The sequence below is a fragment of the Actinomadura kijaniata genome (assembly GCF_014138665.1).
GTDB classification, from domain to species: domain Bacteria; phylum Actinomycetota; class Actinomycetes; order Streptosporangiales; family Streptosporangiaceae; genus Spirillospora; species Spirillospora kijaniata.
In genome coordinates, this window is record NZ_JACJIA010000008.1 from 261342 (window position 1) to 282929 (window position 21588).

22 protein-coding genes and 2 pseudogenes are annotated in these 21588 nt (G+C 71.8%); 9 read left to right on the top strand and 15 right to left on the bottom strand.

Annotation, left to right across the window (positions count from 1 at the left end; all coding sequences use genetic code 11):
- The first annotated feature begins 30 nt into the window (after nt 1–30).
- The 3 genes from HNR61_RS28720 (at nt 31) to HNR61_RS28730 (ending at nt 2953) form a co-directional block, all read left to right on the top strand.
- Complete coding sequence (locus tag HNR61_RS28720; protein ID WP_182846292.1) at nt 31–1107, top strand: ferredoxin reductase; 1077 nt, start codon at nt 31–33, stop codon at nt 1105–1107.
- Nucleotides 1108–1118: 11 nt separating this feature from the next.
- A complete protein-coding gene (locus HNR61_RS28725; protein ID WP_182846293.1) occupies nt 1119–2255 on the top strand; it encodes a fatty acid desaturase family protein in 1137 nt (378 codons plus the stop codon).
- 191 nt (nt 2256–2446) lie between these two features.
- Nucleotides 2447–2953 carry a hypothetical protein gene (locus HNR61_RS28730; RefSeq protein WP_182846294.1) on the top strand — a complete coding sequence of 169 codons (507 nt, stop codon included), beginning with the start codon at nt 2447–2449 and terminating at the stop codon, nt 2951–2953.
- 39 nt (nt 2954–2992) lie between these two features.
- Here HNR61_RS28730 and HNR61_RS28735 read toward each other — a convergent pair whose 3' ends face one another.
- The 7 genes from HNR61_RS28735 to HNR61_RS28765 form a co-directional block, all read right to left on the bottom strand.
- The gene (locus HNR61_RS28735) at nt 2993–3823 is read right to left on the bottom strand and encodes a PSP1 domain-containing protein (protein WP_220509902.1); all 831 of its coding nucleotides are present in this window, start codon (nt 3821–3823) and stop codon (nt 2993–2995) included.
- A 102-nt stretch (nt 3824–3925) separates the two neighbouring features.
- Nucleotides 3926–4957, bottom strand: a complete 1032-nt coding sequence (locus HNR61_RS28740) for a hypothetical protein (RefSeq protein WP_182846295.1) — start codon at nt 4955–4957, stop codon at nt 3926–3928.
- 227 nt (nt 4958–5184) lie between these two features.
- A complete protein-coding gene (locus HNR61_RS28745) occupies nt 5185–6027 on the bottom strand; it encodes a fructosamine kinase family protein (protein WP_312898142.1) in 843 nt (280 codons plus the stop codon).
- Nucleotides 6024–6503 (bottom strand): low molecular weight protein-tyrosine-phosphatase, encoded by a 480-nt coding sequence (locus HNR61_RS28750; RefSeq protein WP_182846296.1) that lies wholly within the window; start codon nt 6501–6503, stop codon nt 6024–6026. Before HNR61_RS28750 ends, HNR61_RS28745 begins: the two co-directional genes overlap by 4 nt.
- Before the next feature lie 36 nt (nt 6504–6539).
- Nucleotides 6540–6725 carry a DUF397 domain-containing protein gene (locus HNR61_RS28755; RefSeq protein WP_182846297.1) on the bottom strand — a complete coding sequence of 62 codons (186 nt, stop codon included), beginning with the start codon at nt 6723–6725 and terminating at the stop codon, nt 6540–6542.
- A gap of 98 nt (nt 6726–6823) precedes the next feature.
- Nucleotides 6824–7009: a DUF397 domain-containing protein gene (locus HNR61_RS28760; RefSeq protein WP_182846298.1), complete on the bottom strand. Its 186-nt coding sequence runs from the start codon at nt 7007–7009 to the stop codon at nt 6824–6826.
- The gene (locus HNR61_RS28765; RefSeq protein ID WP_182846299.1) at nt 7000–7794 is read right to left on the bottom strand and encodes a helix-turn-helix domain-containing protein; all 795 of its coding nucleotides are present in this window, start codon (nt 7792–7794) and stop codon (nt 7000–7002) included. Before HNR61_RS28765 ends, HNR61_RS28760 begins: the two co-directional genes overlap by 10 nt.
- 169 nt (nt 7795–7963) lie before the next feature.
- Between HNR61_RS28765 and HNR61_RS28770 the strand changes: the two genes are divergently transcribed.
- Both HNR61_RS28770 and HNR61_RS28775 read left to right on the top strand, forming a co-directional pair.
- On the top strand, nt 7964–8386 hold the full coding sequence (locus HNR61_RS28770; RefSeq protein WP_182846300.1) for an ATP-binding protein: 423 nt from the start codon (nt 7964–7966) through the stop codon (nt 8384–8386).
- Nucleotides 8383–8589 carry a hypothetical protein gene (locus HNR61_RS28775; protein ID WP_182846301.1) on the top strand — a complete coding sequence of 69 codons (207 nt, stop codon included), beginning with the start codon at nt 8383–8385 and terminating at the stop codon, nt 8587–8589. The genes HNR61_RS28770 and HNR61_RS28775 overlap by 4 nt, the downstream gene beginning before the upstream one ends.
- 282 nt (nt 8590–8871) lie before the next feature.
- Here the strand turns inward: HNR61_RS28775 and HNR61_RS28780 are convergent.
- Nucleotides 8872–9111, bottom strand: a pseudogene (locus HNR61_RS28780) (IS982 family transposase); the annotation flags it as partial.
- A gap of 79 nt (nt 9112–9190) precedes the next feature.
- Here HNR61_RS28780 and HNR61_RS28785 point away from each other — a divergent pair.
- Both HNR61_RS28785 and HNR61_RS28790 read left to right on the top strand, forming a co-directional pair.
- On the top strand, nt 9191–9619 hold the full coding sequence (locus HNR61_RS28785) for a hypothetical protein (protein WP_182846302.1): 429 nt from the start codon (nt 9191–9193) through the stop codon (nt 9617–9619).
- Nucleotides 9620–9676: 57 nt separating this feature from the next.
- A pseudogene (locus HNR61_RS28790) lies at nt 9677–10554 on the top strand (IS982 family transposase).
- Between the two features lie 26 nt (nt 10555–10580).
- Here HNR61_RS28790 and HNR61_RS28795 read toward each other — a convergent pair.
- From HNR61_RS28795 to HNR61_RS28810, 4 genes are all read right to left on the bottom strand, one after another.
- Nucleotides 10581–11462: a permease-like cell division protein FtsX gene (locus HNR61_RS28795; RefSeq protein WP_182846303.1), complete on the bottom strand. Its 882-nt coding sequence runs from the start codon at nt 11460–11462 to the stop codon at nt 10581–10583.
- Nucleotides 11459–12001 (bottom strand): SigE family RNA polymerase sigma factor, encoded by a 543-nt coding sequence (locus HNR61_RS28800; RefSeq protein WP_246443885.1) that lies wholly within the window; start codon nt 11999–12001, stop codon nt 11459–11461. Before HNR61_RS28800 ends, HNR61_RS28795 begins: the two co-directional genes overlap by 4 nt.
- A 33-nt stretch (nt 12002–12034) precedes the next feature.
- On the bottom strand, nt 12035–12571 hold the full coding sequence (locus HNR61_RS28805; RefSeq protein WP_182846304.1) for a permease-like cell division protein FtsX: 537 nt from the start codon (nt 12569–12571) through the stop codon (nt 12035–12037).
- Between the two features lie 114 nt (nt 12572–12685).
- Nucleotides 12686–14416, bottom strand: a complete 1731-nt coding sequence (locus tag HNR61_RS28810) for a S8 family peptidase (RefSeq protein ID WP_182846305.1) — start codon at nt 14414–14416, stop codon at nt 12686–12688.
- Between the two features lie 197 nt (nt 14417–14613).
- Between HNR61_RS28810 and HNR61_RS28815 the strand changes: the two genes are divergently transcribed.
- Nucleotides 14614–15117: an FBP domain-containing protein gene (locus tag HNR61_RS28815; RefSeq protein ID WP_182846306.1), complete on the top strand. Its 504-nt coding sequence runs from the start codon at nt 14614–14616 to the stop codon at nt 15115–15117.
- A 15-nt stretch (nt 15118–15132) separates the two neighbouring features.
- Here the strand turns inward: HNR61_RS28815 and HNR61_RS28820 are convergent, their stop codons facing one another.
- From HNR61_RS28820 to topA, 3 genes are read right to left on the bottom strand one after another with little or no spacing between them, the layout of a single operon-like run.
- The gene (locus HNR61_RS28820; RefSeq protein ID WP_182846307.1) at nt 15133–16272 is read right to left on the bottom strand and encodes a DNA polymerase III subunit delta'; all 1140 of its coding nucleotides are present in this window, start codon (nt 16270–16272) and stop codon (nt 15133–15135) included.
- Between the two features lie 28 nt (nt 16273–16300).
- The gene (gene tmk / locus HNR61_RS28825; RefSeq protein ID WP_182846308.1) at nt 16301–18349 is read right to left on the bottom strand and encodes a dTMP kinase; all 2049 of its coding nucleotides are present in this window, start codon (nt 18347–18349) and stop codon (nt 16301–16303) included.
- Between the two features lie 28 nt (nt 18350–18377).
- Nucleotides 18378–21107: a type I DNA topoisomerase gene (topA, locus tag HNR61_RS28830; RefSeq protein WP_312898143.1), complete on the bottom strand. Its 2730-nt coding sequence runs from the start codon at nt 21105–21107 to the stop codon at nt 18378–18380.
- A 273-nt stretch (nt 21108–21380) separates the two neighbouring features.
- Here topA and HNR61_RS28835 point away from each other — a divergent pair, with 273 nt between their 5' ends.
- A complete protein-coding gene (locus HNR61_RS28835; RefSeq protein ID WP_067821619.1) occupies nt 21381–21566 on the top strand; it encodes a DUF5703 family protein in 186 nt (61 codons plus the stop codon).
- The last annotated feature ends 22 nt before the right edge of the window (nt 21567–21588 follow it).

Below are 21588 nucleotides of genomic sequence, written 5' to 3' on the forward strand. Positions count from 1 at the left end.
GTAAGTTGGAAGCGCCCGGGGAGGCCCGCCTTGACCGCTCCGCACGCCCGCCCGCTCGGCGAACGGCTCGTCGCCGCCGCCCGCAGGCTCACCACTCCCCTGCTGCCCGAGGACTACCTCTCGCTGCTCAACCCGCTGTGGTCGGACACCGAGCGGCGCGGACGGATCGAGGCCGTCCGGCGCGAGGCCCCCGGCGCGGCGACCCTGACGATCCGGCCCGGCCACGCCTGGCCCGGTCACCGGCCCGGGCAGTGGGTACGGATCGGCGTGGACGTCGATGGCGTGCGGTACTGGCGCACGTTCTCGCTGTCGTCGCCGCCGCGCCCCGACGGCCGGCTGACGATCACCGTGAAGGTCAACGAGTCCGGCCGCGTCTCCCGCCACCTGGTGCGCCGGGTCCGGCCGGGGACGATCATCCGGCTGGCCGACCCCGAGGGGGACTTCACGCTCCCCGACCCCGTTCCGGAGCGGCTGCTGTTCCTGACGGCGGGCAGCGGGATCACCCCGGTCATGGCGATGCTGCGCGACCTGGCGGACCGGGGCGCGGTGCCCGACACCGTGCTGGTCCACTCGGCCCGCACCCCCGACGAGGTGATCTTCGGGACGGAGCTGCGCGCCCTGGCCGCCCGCCTGCCGGCGCTGACGCTGGTGGAGCGGCACACCGCCGCGCACGGCCGGATCAAGCCCGCCGACCTGGCCGACCTGTGCCCCGACTGGTCCGAACGCGACGCCTGGGCGTGCGGCCCGGCCGACATGCTCGACGACGCCGAGGCGCACTGGGCGGCCGCCGGGATCGCCGGCCGCCTCCGCGTGGAGCGGTTCCGGACCGTCCTGAAGGGCGCCGGCGGCGAGGGCGGCCGGGTGTGCTTCACCCGGAGCGAGATCGCCGTCGAGGCCGGTGGCTCGACCCCGTTGTTGCAGGCCGGAGAGGAGGCGGGCGCGCTGCTGCCCAGCGGGTGCCGGATGGGCATCTGCTACTCGTGCGTCGGCCGCCTGCGTTCCGGCCGGGTCCGCGACCTGCGCACCGGCGAGGTGCACGGCGAGGAGGGCCAGCTGGTCCAGACCTGCGTCTCCGCCGCCGCCGGACCCGTCGAGATCGACCTGTGAGAGGAGCCGTCATGACCACCGAACCGCACCCGACCGTCGCCCACCTGACCCCCGCCGACTACGAGGCCATCGCCCGCGAGCTCGACGCCATCCGCGACGAGATCACCGCCGATCTGGGCGAGCGCGACGCCGCCTACATCCACAAGGTGATCCGGTGGCAGCGCGCGCTGGAGGTCACCGGCCGCGCCCTGCTGATGGCGTCGTCGCTGCCGCCCGCCTGGATCGCCGGGACGGCCACCCTGTCGGTGGCCAAGATCCTGGAGAACATGGAGATCGGGCACAACGTCATGCACGGCCAGTGGGACTGGATGCGCGACCCGAAGATCCACTCCACGACCTGGGAGTGGGACAACGTCTCCCCCGCCGAGCAGTGGAAGCACTCGCACAACTTCGTGCACCACACGTTCACCAACGTGATCGGCAAGGACAACGACGTCGGCTACGGCATCCTGCGCGTCACGCCCGAGCAGCCCTGGCACCCCGTCTACCTGGCGCAGCCGCTCTACAACGCGCTGCTGGCGATGTTCTTCGAGTACGGCGTCGCGGTCCACGACCTGGAGCTGGACAAGGTCCGCACCGGGAAGGCCGACCCGGAGGTCACCAAGGAGAAGCTGCGCGCGATCGGCAAGAAGATCCGCCGCCAGTGGGGCAAGGACTACCTGGCGTTCCCGCTGCTCAGCGGCCCGCAGTTCCTGACGACGCTGGGCGCCGACTTCACCGCCAACATCATCCGCAACGTCTGGGCGCACTCGGTCATCTTCTGCGGACACTTCCCCGGCGACGTGGAGGTGTTCGAGGTCGGCGAGGAGCAGCTCGACGGCGAGACCAGGGGCGAGTGGTACGTCCGCCAGCTCCTCGGCTCGGCGAACATCAGCGGCGGCTCGCTGTTCCACCTGATGACGGGGAACCTCAGCCACCAGATCGAGCACCACCTATTCCCGGACCTGCCCAGCAACCGCTACGCGGAGATCGCCCCGCGCATCCGGGAGTTGTGCGAGAAGTACCGGCTGCCGTACCACACGGGCCCGTTCGGCAGGCAGATCGGCTCCACCTGGAAGAAGATCGCCCGCTACGCGTTCCCCGGGCCGAAGCGCGTCCCGGTCCCGCCGCGCGCGCCGCTGGCCGGACGGCGGCCGGTCGCGGCCTGAGGAGGCCGGGGACGTCGCGGGCGGCCGAGCGCCCCGGGTCCGCTCGCCCTCCCCGGGGCGGGACGGCCCGGGGCCGGGGACCGGCGAGGCGCCGCCTACCGGCGGAAACCCGCGCCACCCCCGCGTGGGATGGCGCCGCGGCGCGTGCGAAACTATGGCGATCTTGAAGCCGACCCCCCGGAGGCACGACCGTGCGCACGCGCTCCCTGGCGCTCGCCGTTCCCGCCCTGCTCCTCGCCGTGGGAGCCTGCGACGAGAAGACCGCGCCGCCTCCCCCGTCGCCACCCGCCGCCGCGAGCACGCCCGCCACGACCGAACCCGCCACGGCCACGCCCACCACGGGGTCCCCGACTGCGGGCAAGCCGTCGGCCACCCCGACCAAGCCCCGCACCCGCCCGGCGAAGCCCTCCCGTAAACCGGTGCTCTCCGGGCCGCGCACCGGCTGCGGGGAGGTCCAGCCGCCGAACGGCGACATCCTCGCGGTGGCGGTCTACAAGGGGCGGGCCGAGTGCGCGACCGCCCTCCGGGTCTTCCGGACGTACTACCGCAGGGACACGCCCAAGCAGGGCTCGGGCGGCCTCGCCACCGTCGAGGGCTGGACCTGCGTCAGCAACACCGCCGCCGCCGCGACCAGCTCCGGCCGCGTGTCCTCCTGCCGGAAGGCCGGCGTCACGATCGTCGCCGACGTCATCCCCTGACCCGCGCCGAGCACGGGCGCCGGTGGGCGGCCGGCGGCGTCAGGGGCGTTCGTCGCCGTACATCGCGTCGTGCTGCTTGCGCGGCGAGCACACCGACGCCGACGGGCAGGAGCAGCGGCCACCGCCGTTGAGCCGGACGGTGACGGTGTCGGAGGGGACGTTGCGGGCGACGACCTGGCCGGGCCCCTCGGGGGTCTCGACGCGTTCGCCGAGCCTCGGCATCTCCTGGTGGGCCTGCACGTACAGGGGGTGCTCGTACTTCAGGCAGCACATCAGGCGGCCGCAGGCCCCGGCGATGCGCAGCGGGTTCACCGGCAGGTCCTGGTCCTTGGCCATGCGGACCGAGACCGGCTCGAAGTCCTTCAGGAACGTCGCGCAGCACAGGTCCCGGCCGCACGGCCCGATGCCGCCCTGGAGGCGGGCCTCGTCGCGGGGCCCGACCTGGCGCAGCTCGACGCGGGCCTTGATGGAGCGGGCCAGGTCGCGGACCAGCGCGCGGAAGTCGACGCGGTGCGGGGCCGAGAAGTAGACCTTGAAGACGTTGTCGGCGTCCAGGAAGTCCACGCCGATCACCTTCATCGGCAATCCGTGCTTGCGGATCAGGCGCTTGGCGATGGACCGGCCCTCGGCGCGGCGGCGGCGGTTGGCCTCGTCGCGCGCCAGGTGCTCCTCGGTCGCCGGACCCGCGCACACCGGCAGGCCGCCGATGTCCTCGCTCACCCACTGCGGCGCCCACACGCACTCGGCGACCTCGGGCCCCGCGTCGGTCGGCACCAGGACCCTGTCGCCCACCCGGAACGTGTGCGAGCCGGGATCCAGGTAGTACAGCCGTCCGTAGCGGGTGAAGCTGACGGCCATCACCATGCCCATGGTCTCGCTCCGTTCCGCCCCGGTTCCGCGCCTCCCACCCTACGCGGCGGGAGCGTCCACCGGTGTGGTCAAGATCACCGAATTGTGATCACCAGCCCGTGGTCACCAAGCGGCGTCGGAGAAGTCCTGGGCCGGGACGGCCCCGCCGCGCGCGTACAGGCGGCCGTCGTCGCCCACGGCCAGCAGGTGATGGCCGGTGGCGTCCGGGGAGATCCGGGCGGGGGTGGCGTCCTGCTGCCGCTTCCACAGCACCTGGGCGGGCTGCCCGGTGGCGGACGAGTAGGTCTGGAGCGTCAGCTCCGAGCCCTGGCCGACGCCGACCACGACGGTGCGGCCGTCGTGGCTGAGGATCGCCGAGACGCTGCCCTTGGGCAGCTTCATGACGGCCTTGCTGACCCGCAGGTCGCCGGCCGGGCCGGCGGTGTCGAGACGGCGGAGCTGGTGGCTGACGACGGTGGGGCGGCCGTTGACCGTGCGGACCGGGTTCCACACGAACGACAGGGTGCTGCCCGCCCACGACAGGTTCGTGATGCGGCCGGGGAGCCTGGTGGTCCAGGACCGGCGTTCGCCGGTGGCCAGCGACACCACGTCGACGCGGCCGGTCTGCCCTCGGTAGGTGACGGAGGCGAGCCGGTCGCCGTTCCGGTCGACGGCCAGGTCCGACCAGGCGGTGGCGGTGCCGTCGACGGTGACGTTCGGGATCGCGGCCAGGTCCTTGGGGGTGCCGTCGGAGTCCAGCCGCAGCCGGTTGAACACGACCTTCCGCCGGTCGGTCACGGCCGACACCACGTAGGTGCCCTCGCCCCCGGCCGCGATGTGCCGGAACCGCTGCCCCTGCGGCGCGGCGACCGGCGGCCCGACGTCCCTGCCGGTCTTCACCTCCCGCACGACCAGGGCCGTGCCGGTGCGGCGCACGCCGACGACGTACCGGGGGCCGGAGGTGTCCTGCTGGTCGGACGCCTGCTTCGCCGACGCCTTCGCGGGCTTGTCGTCGTCCTCCTGGAAGCGGTGCACCAGGTCCACCCCGCCGCCGATGCCCGCCGCGACCGCCGCCGCCACCCCGAGGGGAACGGCGCGGCGCCAGTACCGAACGACACGCGAAGGAGAGGCCGAATCCGTGTGCTTTCCATCCATGGGGGTTCCGTCTGCCCGCTTTCGCCCTTGTCGCTGCCGGTCGTCACCAACACTTCTATCTCATGACAAACAGCCATGATTACCGAATCCGACGATGTCAGCGAACCCTGAATGTTCCCTGAACGCGTCCGGTCGGGCGGTATCCGTTACCCAAAGTAGTTTTTCCTCTGCCCGAATGGTGCGGTCCAATGCGCGACCCTTACCGCGGATCTCCATAGCGTCGCCGGTCAGGGGGGCAACGCCAGGGCGGCGCGGGACGCGGCCACCGCTTGCTCTCGGTAACCACTGCCGAACAGGGCGACATGGACCAGCAACGGATGAAACTGGTGCAGCGGGATCCGCTCGCGCCAGCCGTCGGCGAGCGGGGCGGCCTCGTCGTAGGCGGCGACGATCCGCTGGAGGTGGGGCGCGCCGAACAGCGCCAGCATCGCCAGATCCGTCTCGCGGTGGCCGCCGTGCGCGGCGGGGTCGATCAGCATCGCGCGGCCGCCGGTCCACAGGACGTTGCCCGACCACAGGTCACCGTGGATCCGGGCGGGCGGCTCCGGCGGCCCGGCGAGGGCGTCGATCCCCTCGATGACCTTCTCGACGAGGCGGACGCCGTCCCCGCCGAGGTCGCGGGCGGCGCGGCGCAGGAACGGGGCCAGGCGGCGTTCGGCGTACCAGCGCGGCCACGGCCCCGGGTCGGGGGTGTTGTCGAGGGGCAGGTCGGCGATGAAGCCGTCCCAGGGCGCGCCGAACGCGTCCGGCGCGGCGGCGTGCAGGGCGGCCAGGTCGCGGCCGAACCGTTCGGCGGCCCGCGCGGTGGGGGCCTCGGCGGGCAGCCAGGGCAGGACGAGCCGGTGCCCGTCGGCGGCCAGCACCTCGGGAACGGGCGCGTCCGGTCCGGCCCCGGCCAGCCAGCGCAGCCCGGCGGCCTCGGCCGCGAACACCCCGCCCCGCCCGTGGGCGGCCTTCACGAACACCTCGCGGCCGTCGGCGAGGGCCGCCCGGTGCAGGGTCCAGGAATGGCTGGAGCCCAGGTCGGTGACGCGCTCGACCCGGACCCCCAGCAGCTCCCGCACGGTCACTTCTCCTTCAGGCCCGCCCGGATGTGCTCCAGCAGGCCCGGAACGGCCGCCTCCACCAGCTCCAGGACGTGCTCGAAGTCGGCGCGTTCGCCGTAGTAGGGGTCCGGCACGTCCAGGTCGTCCCCGGCGTCCGGGTCGAACTCCCGCACCAGGCGGACCTTGTCGCGCGCCTCCGCGTCCGGGGCCAGCGAACGCAGCGCCCGCAGGTGGCCCCGGTCCAGCGCGAGGATCAGGTCGTACTGCCCGAACCAGTCCCCCCGGAACTGCCGGGCCGTGTGCGACGACTCGTAGCCCGCCCGCCGCAGCGCCGCGACCGTGCGCGGGTCGGCCTCGTCCCCCGCGTGCCAGCCGTCCGTTCCGGAGCTGTCGACCTCGACGTCCAGCCCCTCCTGCTCGACGTGGTGACGCAGCACCCACTCGGCCATGGGAGAGCGGCAGATGTTGCCCGTGCAAACGAACGTGACGCGATAGGACATGCCCTCCATCCTGCCCGAGCACCCCCACCGCCCCGACTACAGACTCTTGACGAACACCGCCAGCGCCTGCGCTTCCTCACGGCCGATGAGGACCATGGGACCGCCAGGATCCTTGCTGTCGCGAATACCGACACCCTCACCGAGACCGGCGACCTCGATGCAATGCCCACCGTTCTCCGTACTCCGCGACGCCTTCCGCCAAGCAGTGATCCTCAACCCCATCGCTCCACCTCTGCTCCTTGATCAGCACACAGAGCGCTATCACCTGGGTAGACAGCCGAACGTCCAGGAAGTACCTCGAACGAGGGGCACTCTCCCCTCTACAGGCTCTTCACGGCCCGCGAGAGCACAGAAGCCGCCTCGCAGCCGATGAGCACCACTCCGCCCTCAGGGTTTTTACTGTCGCGCACGGCTACAGCACCAGGAACGGCTGCCAGCTCAACACAGGCATCCCCCTCAGCATGGCTCCGCTTGCTTTTGCGCCAGGTGACGTTACTCAGGTCCATCTCTGCTCAATCACCTTCCGAATAAAGTCCCTCGTATCTGCCGCGTTGAGGGATTCGGCTTGCAGTGTAGCCATCGTCTTGGATACGCGCGCAAGGTGTACAGGCTCGTAGCTCATGTTCCCACCTACGGCGTCGGTGGTATACAGGACCTCTCGGCGGTCGGGAAGAGTGGCGACGATGAACGAACCCCGTACGCCCTTGTATTCCGCGAAGGGAGCCACCTGAACGTTGATGCCATCCTGGCGCGACACCGCGACAAGATGTTCAAGTTGTTCGCGCATTACTTCGCGAGTACCGATCTCTCGATAAAGCACGCTCTCCTCCAGAACGACATGGAGAAGTGGGGCTGGTTCCCGCTTCAGCCATCCTTGACGTTTCATGCGAAGAGCGACGGCCTCTTCGTCGCGCAGTAGGGCCGACGCGTACGCCTCCGTCTGGAGTAGGCCGTTGACGAAGTACGCTTCGTACGCCCTGATCTCGCATGCTCGCTGTTCAGCCTTTTCGAAGCTCGCGAAGTACTGCGGAAAGACGGGATCCTCCTGCAGCGGTTCGATGAACTCTCGCCAGGCCGTCAAGATCTCGCCCTCTGCCCCGAGAGCCTCGTCCATTCGCACCGCGAAGTCCTGGCGGCACTGCGTAGCCCCTGTCTCCACCTGGGAGATGTAAGAGCGCACGACGTTCAGCCGTTCCGCGAGGTCGTCCTGGGTGATCTTTGCGCGCTTACGCCACTTCCTGACCTCGCGGCCGAAGTTCATCGACTCAGGCGTTCGAGGGGGGTTCGCCATGATCAGCCTCTTCGCTAGCGGCCTGTCAGCGGAATGTCAGAAGCGTTAGCCGCTCGTGGGTGGTGCGCGGGTGCCGGGCGGCTCACGTGGAAACGCTACGTCCGCGAGTGCCTTCATGTAAGCGCGTCACACGACATTGACCGGGAGTCACGAAACGAAGGCAGCCGCCATGATCAGTGCGCCTCCGCCCGCCGCGTTCACCGACCCGTCGACGCTGATGATCATTTCCGCTCCGGAATCGATCAAGACGGCGCGGGATTTCGCGCGGGGCTGGCTTGACGCGAAGGGCTACGAGTGCGAGGCGGTGGGGGTCGCGCTGCTGGTGATCAACGAGCTCGTCACCAACGCCTACCGGCACGGGAGTGCGCCGGGTGGGGTGATCTCGGTCCGTCTCTACCTGTCGGCGGACGGGCCCGTGGTCGAGGTTCGGGACGGGAGTGACGCCGAGCCTCGGGCGCTGCCGCTCACGCTGGAACGGTTCTCCGGGCGCGGGCTGGCGATCGTCTCGGAGCTCACGAAGGCGTGGGGGGTCCGGCACCTCGCGTCGGGCGGCAAGACCGTGTACGCCGTCCTGAACGGAGGCGCGGCGTGACGCCCCGGGACGTCCTCCTCGTCGTCCTGCGCGACCTGTTCCCGCAGTGGGAGATCTGGGTGTGCGACCGGGGCGTGTGGCGGGCCGCCGGGTTCATGCTGGTCAGTTCCTCGACGGTCGAGGGGCTGGTCGAGCATCTGGCGGGCGCGGACCCCGACTCGTTCGCGAAGGCCGCGCGCAGGTTCGTGGAGCGTTCCGCATGATCGCGCGCCGCCCTCGTCGTACCACGACCCGCTCGTCGTGGCCCGGCACGAACACCCGGGTCCTCCAGGCAGCGGCCCCGAAGGTCTCCGGACGCCGGTGCGGGGGTCGAAGACGTGCGGCGCGGCGGCCACCGGGGCCGGGGTGGCCGCCCGCCACGCGTTCTCGGCCTCGTCCGGCACGCCGCGCCTTCCACGAGATCGTTCCCTGGAGCGGTGAGCGTGACGGCCGCCGGTCGGCGGAGGCCGGTCCGGCTAGATGGTTGATTCCAGGGGGTGTGGTGTTCAGTGGTCGTAGGCGAGTAGCGATCGGTTGGCCGGTTGGCCGGTGTGGTCGTTGTGCCAGATGGCCGCGGTCAGCGCCAGGATCCGGGCCGCTACTCGCGCCAGCACTCCGGTCACGGTCCGGCCGCCGTGGCATTCCAGGTCCAGCTGGCCCTTGAGGGTCTGGTCGATCGATTCGATCACCTGCCGCAGCGGCTTGAACAACGCCGCGCCGGGCCGGGGCCCCGTTCGGGCTGGGCTGAAGATCACAAAATCGTTCGGGCGATCCTGTGGGGAGTCGCCGGTTTCGTCGTGGCCCGGGATACTTCATGATCATCGGATGCAGAAGATGTTGAGTCGCCTGGCTGTCACCGCCGGCGCCGTCACGACCGTCGTCGCCCTCACTCCGGGCGTCTCCCTCGCGGCGCAGGACGTCATGACCACTTGCGGAAAGACCAAGGACTCCATGAGCGACTCCCGCGTGCCGGCCTGCCGGGGGAAGTTCTTCTCCGAGAGGAAGAAGGGCACCGAGGCCCTCTACCTCTCGGACACGTCCTCCGACGGGCGTTCCGTCGCCGTCGTCTACTACCGCTATGACCTGAAGAACATCGGGCCGTACTACAAGACGGTCACCGCCGGCTACTACCGCAACAAGCAGTGGACGCTGAAGATGCGGGAAGGCACCAAGATCAGGTTCAAGGTGTGCACGGCCAAGGGCGGCTCGATCATTTCGAGCAGCTGCAGCCGGTACGTCACGGGGATCGCCTAGATGGTTGATTCCAGGGGATCGGCTGCGAAAAAGAGGCGAGGGTGTCCATGATCGGTTGTGACTCCGGACCTGAACACCCTCACCACGGCACCCTACGTCAAGATCGACGACGAGCCGAAGGCCCGCCCCCAAGCTCAGCGACGCTGAGCTGATCACCCTGGCGGTGCTGGCGGCCCTGTTGGGATGTGCGTCCGAGCGGCGCTGGCTGCGCCGCGCCCACCGCGACTTCGCCGACATGTTCCCCTACCTGCCGGGCCGGTCCGGCTACAACGAACGCCTGCGCAAGACCACCGCACTGATCATGCACATGGGTCGCGTCCTGGCGGCCGACACCACCTTGTGGAGCGATGACGTGTGGCTGGTCGACTCCACCCCGATCGAATGCGGCCACTCCCGCCAGACCGCCACCCGTTCGGCGCTGGCGGGCTGGGCCGCCTACGGCTACTGCGCTTCGCATTCGCGGTTCTTTTGGGGGGCTGCGGCTGCACCTGGTGTGCACGCTGGGCGGGCTGCCGGTCATGGCCGCCCTGGCCGGGGCCAAGGCCGATGAGCGCACCACGCTGCTGGAGATGCTGGAGGCCGACGCCGCCCTGGTGGCCGCCCGCCCCGGACAGACCCTCATCGCCGACAAGCACTACTACGGCCGCGCCTTCGAAACCGAACTCACCCAGCGACAGGTACGCCTGCTGCGCCCGGCCCGCAAGGGCGAGCGGCCCCGGCCCGGCGCGGCGTTGTTCAAGCCGCTGCGGCAGGTGATCGAATCGATCGACCAGACCCTCAAGGGCCAGCTGGACCTGGAATGCCACGGCGGCCGGACCGTGACCGGAGTGCTGGCGCGAGTAGCGGCCCGGATCCTGGCGCTGACCGCGGCCATCTGGCACAACGACCACACCGGCCAACCGGCCAACCGATCGCTACTCGCCTACGACCACTGAACACCACACCCCCTGGAATCAACCATCTAGCCGGCGGACACCTGGTCCACACCGGGGTGGACGGTGACCGCCCGGAACGCGCTGACGGCGTCGCCCGAGTGCAGGGTCACGTGGAGCACGACGGGCGCGTTCGACCGCAGGACCCTGGCGATGGTGTCCGCGTCGGCCCGGTTCGGGCCGCTGGCCGGCTCCCTGCGTCCCCTGATCTCGTATGCGAGATCAACCTTCCCGGGGAGCGCCTCCAGCCACTGCTCCAGGCGGCGCAACTGCGCCAGGGTGGCGCTCTGCCCGTCGCAGCGGGGGCCCGGGGTGCCCTTCGCGCAGAGCTTGATGCGGAAGCGCGGACTCTCCAGGATGATCTGGTCGACTCCGGGGCGGCCGAGCAGGATTCTCCGGAGCTCGGGGTAGTCACCGGCGCTTTCGAGCCGGACCCGGAACGACGCCGGGATGTCGCCGGGCTTGATGGCGCCGGCGAAGGAGGGGCTGTCGCGGAAGCGTTCCTTGAACCGTTCGTAGGCCGCGTCCCGGTCCTCGTACTCGACCCGCCGCACGGCCGGGAGGGCCCTCAGGGCCGTTATCAGCTCCTCGCGCTGCGCGGGGGTGGCGTCCTCCTTGGAGCAGAGCCGGTTCGGCGAGGTCTTCGTGCACAGGAAGATCGCGGCCCAGACACCCTTGTCCGCCGGGGTCGTGAGGGTGACCTTCCGGTCGGCGCGGTCGTCGTCGCCGGTCACCGCGACTCCCGTGCCCACGGCGGCGACGACGGCCAGCGCGGCGCCCGCGACGGCCAGGACGGGCCGCCACGCGAAGCGGCGGCGTCGCGCGAAGTCGGGCGCGGGGACGTCGCCCGGTTCCAGGGCCTCTCCCGCGCCGCGCAGCGCGTCGGTGAGCCGTTCCTCGGTGCGGTTCATCCGGCGTCCTCCCCCAGCATCCGGCCCAGCGCGGCGATCCCGCGCGAGGCGGTCGACTTGACGGTGCCGCGGCTGATGCCCATGGCCGCGGCGATCTCCTCTTCGGTCAGGTTCGCGAAGTAGCGCAGCACCAGCGCCTCGCGCTGCCGGGCGGGCAGGCGGTGCAACGCCGCCATGACCTCGCGCCGGTCCTCGCCGACCATGGCGGCGGTCTCCGCCGACCAGACCGGCGGCTGGTGCTGGACGCGGAACGGCAGTCGGCGGCGGCGCAGCACCTTGCGGGACCCGTTCAGCACGGCCGACCGCAGGTACGTCAACGCCTTGTCGCGGTCGCGCAGGCCGCCCCACCGCCGGTAGAGCCCGGCGAACGCCTCCTGCACGACGTCCTCGGCCGTGGGCCGGTCCCCGACCATCACCAGGGCCAGGCGCATCAGTCCCAGCGCGTGACCCCGGTACAGATCGGTGACGGCCGAGTCCGCGTCGGCGGCTGCGTCGCTCGCCGCCCCGCGTTCGATCCTCACCATCTCGGCTGCTTCCATGTCCCAGAGACCCCTGAGGGGCCCCCGGGTTGCTCACGTCCCGGAGAACGGGCCCCGCCGGGCCCCCGCGGCCGGGCGCGGCTGGATCGTCACCTGGTCGACTCCGGGTCGGCCGCGCATGCTCCCCTGGAGGGCGGCGGCCTCCCGGTCCCCGGCGACCCGCACGCGGTAGGAGTCCGGGATGTCGCCCAGCCTGGCGCTCCTGAGCATGTCGGGCCTGTCCGCGAAGACCTTCTTGAAGCGCTCGTAGGCTTCCTCGAAGCTCTCGTACTCGACCTTCCGGACGCCCGGCATCCGCTTCAGCTCTGTCTCCACCTCCGCCTTCTGCTGGGCGGTCGCGTTGGTCCTGCCGCACTTCGGGTTCGCCGCCGTCCGGGTGCACAGGAAGACCGAGACCGTCACCTCCGACGACGACTTCGTGGTGGTGGGGGCGTCCCGCCGCTTCCAGACGAACACGGCGGTCGTGGCGACCAGGACGGCCAGGACCAGCGCGGCCACGGCGACGACCAGTACGGGACGGCGCGCCGGTGGACGGCTCGCCGGGTCCGGGGCGGGGGGCGGCGCGTTCATGATCTCGGGTTCCTCTCGGGGGACGACGTGATCGGTGACAGGATGCGGGAGCCGCCGGAAAAGAGCACGGCCCCCGGGGGAGAACCGGGGGCCGTGATCATGGGGTGGTGCGGGTCAGCGCTTCACCGCGCCGAGGGCGTCCACGATGCCGTGGCCGTAGAACCCGTTGCGGGCCTTGCCGCCCTCACAGGTCTGCTTGGAGGTGTTCCTCACCCACTCGCCCTGGGCGTTCTTGCGGTACCAGACGTACTCGACGGTCCGGGGGCTCGGGCAGGCGCGCTCGTTGGCGGTGCCCAGCAGGATGCCCTCGGTGACGCGCGGGGTCAGGACCAGGCCGCCGCGGGCGCGGTCCTTCTTGCCGTACCGGCTGACGATCAGGGCGGCGACGCCGGCGGCGTGCGGGGACGCCATCGAGGTGCCCTGGATCGACTGGTAGTAGCCGCAGACGCCGTTCTTGCAGTCGCGGATGACGCGGGTGGTGTTGGGGGTGCCGTCGGGGTTCAGCTCACCGGCCTCGCGGGCCAGCGCCTCGGGGTAGGCGGCCCAGATGCCGAGCTTGTCGTCCGGCTTGCCCTCCGGGTTGTCGTACTTGTCGCCGCCGGGCGCGGCGACGTCGATGTAGCCGTTGCCGAAGCTGGAGTACACGGCCTTGCGCTTGGTGATGCCGGTGGAGGAGACGGCGACGACGCCGCGGCCCTCGGACGGCATGGACTCGCAGGCGGGGGTGACGGTGCGCTCGTAGGGCTTCTCACCGGGACGCGAGGCGAAGTCGGGGCTGGTCGCGTCGGTGTTGTTCTTGGTGTAGTCGACGTACTCGTTGCCCGCCGCCGCGACCAGGGTCACGCCGCGGTTGCGCGCGTAGTCCAGGGCGCGCTGGGTGGCGGCGATGATGGTGCGCTGCTCGACCTTGTCGGTCCAGGAGTCGGCCGGGTTGTTGGCGCAGTTCCAGAGCCACGGGTCGATGTAGTAGCTCATGTTGACCACGTCGACGCCGGTCCTGGCGGCGTAGGTCAGCGCGTCCACGGTCGGCTGGAGGAAGAACAGGCCGGAGTCCTGGCCGACGCGCAGGTTGACGATCGAGGTGTTGGGGGCGACGCCCGCCATGCCCAGACCGTTGCGCGGCGAGGCGATGGTGGAGGCGACGTGCGTGCCGTGGCCGTTCTCGTCGACGTTGTTGGGGTCGTTGCAGGACTTGTCGGGCTCGTTGGCGCAGGGGCCGTCCATCTCGTTGCCGTCGGCGTCGGTCGGGACGTCGACGGTGAAGTTGCGGCTGAGCCTGCCGTTGAAGTTCGGCTTGATGTCCGGGTGGTTTCCGTCCACACCGGTGTCCATGACGCCGACCAGCACGCGGCGGTCACCGGGCTCGGTGCGGTAGGAGCCCTTGGCGGTCGCGTTGATCTGCTTCATGTCCCACTGCAGGTCGGCGAGGGGTTCCTCGCCCTTGCGGGGGGTGGTGGCGGCCTTGGCGGCGGGTCCGCGCGAGCCGGACTCCTTCTCGACGTGGCGGCCGCGGGCCTTGGCGGAGGTCTTCGGGGCCTGGCCGATGACGCGGTTGTGGGCGACGCCCTCCAGCACCTTCTGGCGCATGGCGGCGACGGTGAACTTCGGGTTCGCCGAACGGACGGTGGCGACCCCGACCGCGCGGTTCTCACGGATGATCGTTCCCCCGGCCGCCTTCACGGCGGCGTGGGCCTTCCCGAGCTGGGCGCCCTTCCGGTAGAGCACGACGTATTCGGAGACCTCGGCCTGGGCCTGCACGGGACTGGCGACCGCGGCTCCGGGGAGCGCGAGCGCCGTGGTCGCGGTGGCGACGGCGCAGGCGGCGGTGATGATGGTACGCCGCACGGATACCTCCTGACTCAGGGAGCAGTCCGGCTTAACGGACATAACCCGGCGACGCTACCGATGGTCTCATTGAGGTTGGCGCACAGAAAAGTAACGAATTGGGACAGATGGGAATTTTACTGTCCCTTACGCTCCACTTCGCCTAGGCCGATAAACCGGTTGCCTAGCTCCACTAGGTAAATCTAGGGTCGCCGCCCATGCGACCCATCACCGAACGCGAGCTTCGCGCGTCCTTCGTCAACTGCTCCAAGGGCGACGCCAGGCGCCTGACCCTCCCCGCCGACTTCGCCGGCCTGCCCTGGGACGACCTGGACTTCCTCGGCTGGCGAGATCCGAAGGCGCCCGACCGCGCCTACCTGGTCGTCGAACGCGACGGCCGGCCCACCGGGATCGCGCTGCGCCGGGCGTCCGCGCCCGGAACGGCGCGCGGCTTCTCCTCGACCAGCCTGTGCTCGCTGTGCCTGACCTCCCACATCGGCGGCGGCGTCGCGCTGATGACCGCGCGCCGCGCCGGCGAGGCGGGCCGCCAGGGCGACTCGGTCGGGCAGTACCTGTGCGCCGACCTGGCCTGCTCCCTCTACGTGCGCGGCAAGAAGCAGACCCTGCTGGGCGCGGCGCCCGACGAGAGCGTCCCGCTGGGAGAACGGACCGCCCGCGTCCTGGCCAACGCGCACGCCTTCGTCGACCGCGTGACCTCCTGACCGGAGGCCTCCCGCTCAGCGGGTCCGCAGGGCCAGGGTCATCGCCTCGACGGCCAGCAGCGGGTTCACGTTCGCGTTGAGCTGCCGGCGGCACGCCATGATCGCGTCGAGGCGGCGCAGCGTGGACTCCGGCGTGGTGTCCTCGGCGGCCGAGCGCAGCTCGGGGGCCAGCTCGGTGTTGACCAGCTCGCCCCGGACCCCGAGCTGCAACGTCAGGACGTCGCGGTAGTAGGAGGCCAGGTCCAGCAGGGCCCGGTCCAGCGCGTCGCGCTTGAGGCGGGTCGCGCGGGACTTCTGGCGGTCCTCCAGCTCCTTCAGCGCGCCCGCCGTGCCGCGCGGCATCCGCCCCTTCTCGCTCTCGCCGAGGGCCTGGCGGAGGGCGGCGGTCTCGGACTCGTTCAGCGTCTCGACGGTCGCCTTGGCCTCGGCGTCGGCGGCCTTCACCAGCGCCTCGGCGGCGGTCACCGCCGGGCCCACCGAGGTCAGGCGGCGCGGGACCGCCAGGACCTCCCCCCGGCGCCTGCGGGCCTCGGGGTCGGTCGCCAGCAGCCGGGCGCGGCTGATGTGCCCCTGCGCGGCGCGGGCGGCGATCTCCGCCGTCTCGGGGTCCACGCCGTCGCGCAGCCGCAGCACCTCGGCGATCGCCGCGGCCGGCGGCGTGCGCAACGTCACCAGGCGGCACCGGGACCGGATGGTGACCAGCAGGTCCTCCGGCGACGGCGTGCACAGCAGCCAGACCGTCCGCGGCGGGGGCTCCTCGATCGCCTTCAGCAGCGCGTTGGCGGCGGCCTCGGTGGCGCGGTCGGCGTCCTCGAACAGCACGATCTGCCAGCGTCCGCCCGACGGCGACGAGGAGGCCCGCAGCACCAGCTCGCGGGTCTCCTTCACGCCGTAGGACAGCCCGGCGGGGCGGATGACCTCGACGTCGGCGTGCGTCCCCTGGAGGACCTGGTGGCAGGACGCGCAGTGGCCGCAGCCCCGCGGCGTCTCGCCGCACTGCAGCGCCGCCGCGAACGCCCGCGCGGCGGTGGTCCGCCCCGACCCGGGCGGGCCGGTGAACAGCCACGCGTGCGCGGGCCCGCCCTCGCCCCCGGCGGCGGAGGACAGCTGCTCCACCACCGGCGCCTGCCCGACCAGGTCATCCCACACGCTCATGGCGACAAGGCTACGGGCTGCGCCGGACTCAGACGTCGGTGATCGCGGGGAACGTGGAGGTGATGTCCTCGGCCGCGGCGGGCACCGGGTCGGGCAGGATCTCGCGGATGCGGTCCTGGATCTCGCGCCTGATCTCCTGCTGCGGACGCGACGCGTCCACGATCAGGTAGCGCTCCGGGTGCGCCTCGGCCAGCTCGCGGAAGCCCCGCAGGACCCGGTCGTGGAACGCGCGCGGCTCCGACTCCAGCCGGTCGGCGGGCTCCGACAGCCGGTTCAGGCCCGTCTCGGCCGGGACCTCCAGCAGGACCGTCAGGTCGGGCACCAGGCCCTGGGTCGCCCAGGCGTTCACCGCGGCGATCTCCTCGACGTCCTGCTCGCGGCCGTAGCCCTGGTAGGCCAGGGAGGAGTCGACGTACCGGTCGCTGACCACGATCGCGCCGCGCTCCAGCGCGGGCCGGATGACGTTGGCGACGTGGTCGGCGCGGTCGGCGGCGTACAGCAGCGTCTCGGCGCGCGACGACAGGCCCGTGGTCTCCTTGTCCAGCAGCAGGGCGCGCAGCCGCATGCCGGTCTTGGTCGCGCCGGGCTCGCGGGTGGTGACCACCTCGTAGCCGTGGTCGCGCAGCCAGATCGCCGCCAGCCGCGACTGGGTGGTCTTGCCCGCGCCCTCGCCGCCCTCGAACGCGATGAACACGCCCCGCTCGGTCCGGGCCCTCTGCTCCTCCGCCGGCTCCTCCCGCGGCGGGACGTACCGCTCGCCGCGCAGCGCCGCCGCCAGGTCCGGCCGCAGCGGAACGCCGCGCCGGTCGTCCAGCCGGCGGTGCGCGACCGCGCCCGCCACCAGCGCCAGCACGGCCGCGGCCAGCAGGGCCGCGCCGCTGCCGGTGAAGGTGTAGGCCGCGTCGCCGAGGCCCAGGCGGCGGTCGCCGAGGATCCCGGCCAGCGGCGGTGCGGCGACCACCGCGACCAGGGCGGCGACCAGCGCCAGCGCGCGGGGGCGCGGGGTGTCGTCCACGGCGGCGGCGGTGGCCCAGGCGACCCCGGCGCACACGCCGGTCAGCGCCGCCGCGACCACCACGACGACCAGGTTCGTGACCAGGGCCGCCACCAGCAGGGCGACCGCCCCGGCGACCACGGCCAGGCCGAGCAGCCGGCGGCGGCTCAGCGGGGCCAGCAGGCGCGGGCCGGCGAACACGCCGTACGCCAGCCCGGCCGTCAGTCCCAGCAGCAGCGCGCCGTAGCCGGGGTCGCCGCCGCCCAGCACGCGGACGTGCACCCGGGCGACCGCCAGCAGCGCCGCGACCGGCAGGACCGTTCCGACGACCGCCGCCGGCAGGCCGGGGACGCCGCCCTCGCGGCGCAGCAGGGCCGCGACCGGCGCGGGGAACTCCGCCTCGCCGCCGGGCAGGCCGCCGCCCAGCATCGCCGTCGCGGCCCCGGCCGCCCCGAAGACCACCGCCGTGGCGTACAGCACCAGGTGGACGCGGTCGGCGCCGCCCAGCAGCGCGTCCGCCAGCAGCGCCAGCAGCACGAACGCCAGCGCCGCCAGCGGGGCCGTCCCGAAGACCAGGCGCAGGGCGCGGCGGCGCACCGCCCGCCCCACCGTGCCGTCCTCGTCGTCGGCGACGCCCGCGGCGACGCCCTCGACGGCGGAGGCCGCCGCCGCGCTCCACACCATGCCCGCGCACGAGACCAGGACCGCCACGATCGCCGTCCACAGCACCGGGTTGACCGCCGTGACCAGCAGGTCCACCACCGGCACCGAGAGCATCAGGAACGCCCGCAGCGCGTCGGCGGCCACCAGCGCGATCCGGCGGTCCAGGCGCGCGGCGGCCGTGCCGAACACCGGCGCCAGCAGCACCGGCAGCAGCCACGCCACCAGCACCAGGCCCACCGACTGCGCGCGGGTGGCCAGGGCGTCGTCGCGGGTCAGCGTCGCCGCCATCGCGGTCAACGCCGGGACCGTCAGCCAGTGGCCGAGGCTGGACAGCGACAGCGGGGGACGCAGCCGCCGCAGCGGCTCGTCACCGGGTTGCGGCTCGGCGGAACGCGGCCGAGTGACGCCCGTTCTGGTCATGCCCGTCAGGGTATCGGCGGGAATGTCATTAGGAGCCCGACTTCGCCGAGGACGGCGCCGACTTCGCCGACTTGCCCGTGCTCTTCTTGGCCGCCGGCTTGCGCGTCGTCGTCCGCTTCTTCGGACCGCCGCCCGCGGCCACCTTCTCACGGCGTTCGGCGAGCAGCTCGGCGGCGCGCTGGATGGTGATCGACTGGACCTCGTCGCCCTTGCGCAGCGACGCGTTGGTCTCGCCGTCGGTCACGTACGGGCCGAAGCGGCCCTCCTTCACCACCACCGGCTTGCCGCTGACCGGGTCGTCGCCCAGCTCGCGCAGCGGCGCGGCGGCCGCGGCCCGGCCCCGCCCCCGCTGCTTGGGCTGGGCCAGCAACTCCCTGGCCTGCTCCAGCGTGACGGTGAACAGCTCGTCCTCCGAGCCCAGCGAACGCGAGTCGGTGCCCCGCTTGATGAACGGCCCGTAGCGGCCGTTCTGCGCGGTGACCGGCTCGCCGTCGATCTCGCCGAGCACGCGCGGCAGCGACAGCAGCTTCAGCGCGTCGTCCAGCGTGACCGTGTCCAGGCTCATCGACTTGAACAGGCTGCTGGTGCGCGGCTTCGGCGCGTCCGCCTTCTTCGTGCGCTTCTTCTTCTCGCCCTCGGCGGGCTCGGCCGGCTCGGGCAGGATCTCGGTCACGTACGGGCCGAACCGCCCCGACTTGGCGACGATCCGGTGCCCGGTCCCCGGGTCCACGCCCAGCTCGCGGTCGCCGGACGGCTGCGCGAACAGCTCCTCGGCCTTCTCCGCCGTCAGCTCGTCGGGCGCCAGGTCCTCGGGGATGTTGACGCGCTCGCCGTCGCGGTCCAGGTAGGGCCCGTACCGGCCGACCCGCACCATGATGTCGGTGCCCCTGATCGGGAACGAGGAGATGCCCTTGGCGTCGATGTCCCCGATGTCCTCGGTGAGCTGCTTGAGACCCTCCACGCCGCCGTCGCCGAAGTAGAACCGGGTCAGCCAGCGCACCCGCTGCGCCTCACCGCGCGCGATCTCGTCGAGACCGTCCTCCATGTGCGCGGTGAAGTCGTAGTCGACCAGGTTGCCGAAGTGCTTCTCCAGCAGGTTCGTCACGGCGAACGCCAGGAACGACGGGATCAGCGCCGTGCCCTTCTTGAACACGTAGCCGCGGTCCAGGATCGTCGAGATGATCGACGAGTAGGTGGACGGGCGGCCGATCTCCCGCTCCTCCAGCTCCTTGATCAGGCTGGCCTCGGTGTAGCGCGCCGGGGCCTTGGTCGTGTGACCCAGCGCCTCCAGCGCGCGCGCCGCCAGCGGGTCGCCCTCGGCCAGGTTCGGCAGGCGGCGCTCGGCGTCGTCGCGGTCGGTCGCGGGGTCGTCGGCGCTCTCCACGTACGCCTTCAGGAACCCGTGGAACGTGATCGTCTTACCGGTCGCGCCGAACTCCACGGCCTCGCCCCGCGTCGACACCCCGGCCACCCGCACCGACACCGACTGGCCGACCGCGTCCTTCATCTGCGACGCGATCGTGCGCTTCCACACCAGCTCGTACAGCCGGAACTGGTCGCCGCTCAGGCCCGTCTCGGCCGGGGTGCGGAACACCTCGCCGGCCGGGCGGATCGCCTCGTGCGCCTCCTGGGCGTTCTTGACCTTGGAGGCGTACACGCGCGGCCGGTCCGGCACGTACTCCGCGCCGAACAGCGTCGACGCCTGCCGCCGCGCCGCCGTGATCGCCGTCTCCGACAGGGTGATCGAGTCGGTCCGCATGTAGGTGATGAAGCCGTTCTCGTACAGCTTCTGCGCCACCGACATCGTGTACTTGGCGGAGAACCCCAGCTTGCGGCTGGCCTCCTGCTGCAGCGTCGTGGTCCGGAACGGCGGGTACGGCTTGCGCGTGTACGGCCTGCTCTCGACCGACCTGACCTCGTAGGGGCGGCCGGTGAGCCGCTCGGCCAGCCCGCGCGCGGCGGCCTCGTCCAGGTGCAGGACGTTCTGCGTCTTCAGCACGCCCTGGGGCGAGAAGTCACGGCCCTGCGCGACACGCTTACCGTCGAGGGAGACGAGGGTGGCCTTGAAGACACGCGGCTCCTCCCCCTTGCCGGTGTCGAACTCGGCGGCGATGTCCCAGTAGTTCGCCGGGACGAACGCGATGCGCTCGCGTTCCCGCTCCACCACCAGGCGGGTCGCCACCGACTGCACGCGGCCCGCCGACAGCCTCGGCATGACCTTCTTCCACAGCACGGGGCTGACCTCGTAGCCGTAGAGGCGGTCGAGGATGCGGCGGGTCTCCTGGGCGTCGACCAGGCGCAGGTTGAGCTGGCGAGGGTTGGCGGCGGCGTGCCGGATCGCGTCCTCGGTGATCTCGTTGAAGGTCATCCGGTGCACCGGGACCTTCGGCTTGAGGACCTCCTGGAGGTGCCAGGCGATCGCCTCGCCCTCCCGGTCCTCGTCGGTGGCGAGATAGAGCTCGTCGGCCTCGGCCAGCAGCTTCTTGAGCTTGGCCACCTGGGCCTTCTTGTCGGCGTTGACCACGTACAGCGGCTCGAAGTCGTGCTCGACGTTCACGCCGAGCTTGGCCCAGGCCTCCCCCTTGTACCTGGCCGGGACCTCGGCGGCACTCCCGGGAAGGTCCCGGATGTGGCCGATGCTGGACTCCACGACATAGCCACGGCCCAGGTATCCGGCGATCTTCTTCGCCTTCGTCGGCGACTCCACGATCACCAGGCGGGTCCCGCCGCTCTTCGCAGTGCCGTTGTTGGCTGGCACAGTCGCTCCAACCTCGCTGTCTGGTCTCTTCTACCCCGAACCGACGTCAACGCCGCCCGGCGGCGCTTTGCTTCCCGCGCTCTCCCGTCGGCGTTCCCACGGGCGGCGGTCCGCCCACCCGCCGCCGCTCCGTGGCCGTCGCCCGTCCACTCGGGACGGGCGGCGCCAGAGGTGCCGCGACTCCGACAGGATGACACGTCCGCGCCGCTGCACGGACCGCGCCCGCTACCGGAGGCTCCTCCGCCGTACATCGGCGGGCCATAATTGGCCGCAATGGTGGAGTACACCTACCTCGTCCTGCGACTGCCCCGCGGCACCACCCGTGAAACCGCCCGGCAGGTCCTCACCGAGCACGCCGAGCACGGGGGCTGGGAACTGGACCGGCTGCGCGTTCACCCCGACGGTAGCCGGTGGATCCAACTGCGCCGGAAGATCATTCGCCAGGTCCGGACGTTCTGACCGGTCCCGCCCGGAGCGTAGC

Coding starts and splice junctions, on each gene's coding strand:
- HNR61_RS28725 (WP_182846293.1), top strand. CDS start 1,119: ATGACCACCGAACCGCACCCGACCGTCGCCCACCTGACCCCCGCCGAC.
- HNR61_RS28735 (WP_220509902.1), bottom strand. CDS start 3,823: ATGGGCATGGTGATGGCCGTCAGCTTCACCCGCTACGGACGGCTGTAC.
- HNR61_RS28740 (WP_182846295.1), bottom strand. CDS start 4,957: ATGGATGGAAAGCACACGGATTCGGCCTCTCCTTCGCGTGTCGTTCGG.
- HNR61_RS28750 (WP_182846296.1), bottom strand. CDS start 6,503: ATGTCCTATCGCGTCACGTTCGTTTGCACGGGCAACATCTGCCGCTCT.
- HNR61_RS28755 (WP_182846297.1), bottom strand. CDS start 6,725: ATGGGGTTGAGGATCACTGCTTGGCGGAAGGCGTCGCGGAGTACGGAG.
- HNR61_RS28760 (WP_182846298.1), bottom strand. CDS start 7,009: ATGGACCTGAGTAACGTCACCTGGCGCAAAAGCAAGCGGAGCCATGCT.
- HNR61_RS28765 (WP_182846299.1), bottom strand. CDS start 7,794: ATGGCGAACCCCCCTCGAACGCCTGAGTCGATGAACTTCGGCCGCGAG.
- HNR61_RS28770 (WP_182846300.1), top strand. CDS start 7,964: ATGATCAGTGCGCCTCCGCCCGCCGCGTTCACCGACCCGTCGACGCTG.
- HNR61_RS28785 (WP_182846302.1), top strand. CDS start 9,191: ATGCAGAAGATGTTGAGTCGCCTGGCTGTCACCGCCGGCGCCGTCACG.
- HNR61_RS28795 (WP_182846303.1), bottom strand. CDS start 11,462: ATGAACCGCACCGAGGAACGGCTCACCGACGCGCTGCGCGGCGCGGGA.
- HNR61_RS28800 (WP_246443885.1), bottom strand. CDS start 12,001: ATGGAAGCAGCCGAGATGGTGAGGATCGAACGCGGGGCGGCGAGCGAC.
- HNR61_RS28805 (WP_182846304.1), bottom strand. CDS start 12,571: ATGAACGCGCCGCCCCCCGCCCCGGACCCGGCGAGCCGTCCACCGGCG.
- HNR61_RS28815 (WP_182846306.1), top strand. CDS start 14,614: ATGCGACCCATCACCGAACGCGAGCTTCGCGCGTCCTTCGTCAACTGC.
- HNR61_RS28820 (WP_182846307.1), bottom strand. CDS start 16,272: ATGAGCGTGTGGGATGACCTGGTCGGGCAGGCGCCGGTGGTGGAGCAG.
- tmk (WP_182846308.1), bottom strand. CDS start 18,349: ATGACCAGAACGGGCGTCACTCGGCCGCGTTCCGCCGAGCCGCAACCC.
- HNR61_RS28835 (WP_067821619.1), top strand. CDS start 21,381: ATGGTGGAGTACACCTACCTCGTCCTGCGACTGCCCCGCGGCACCACC.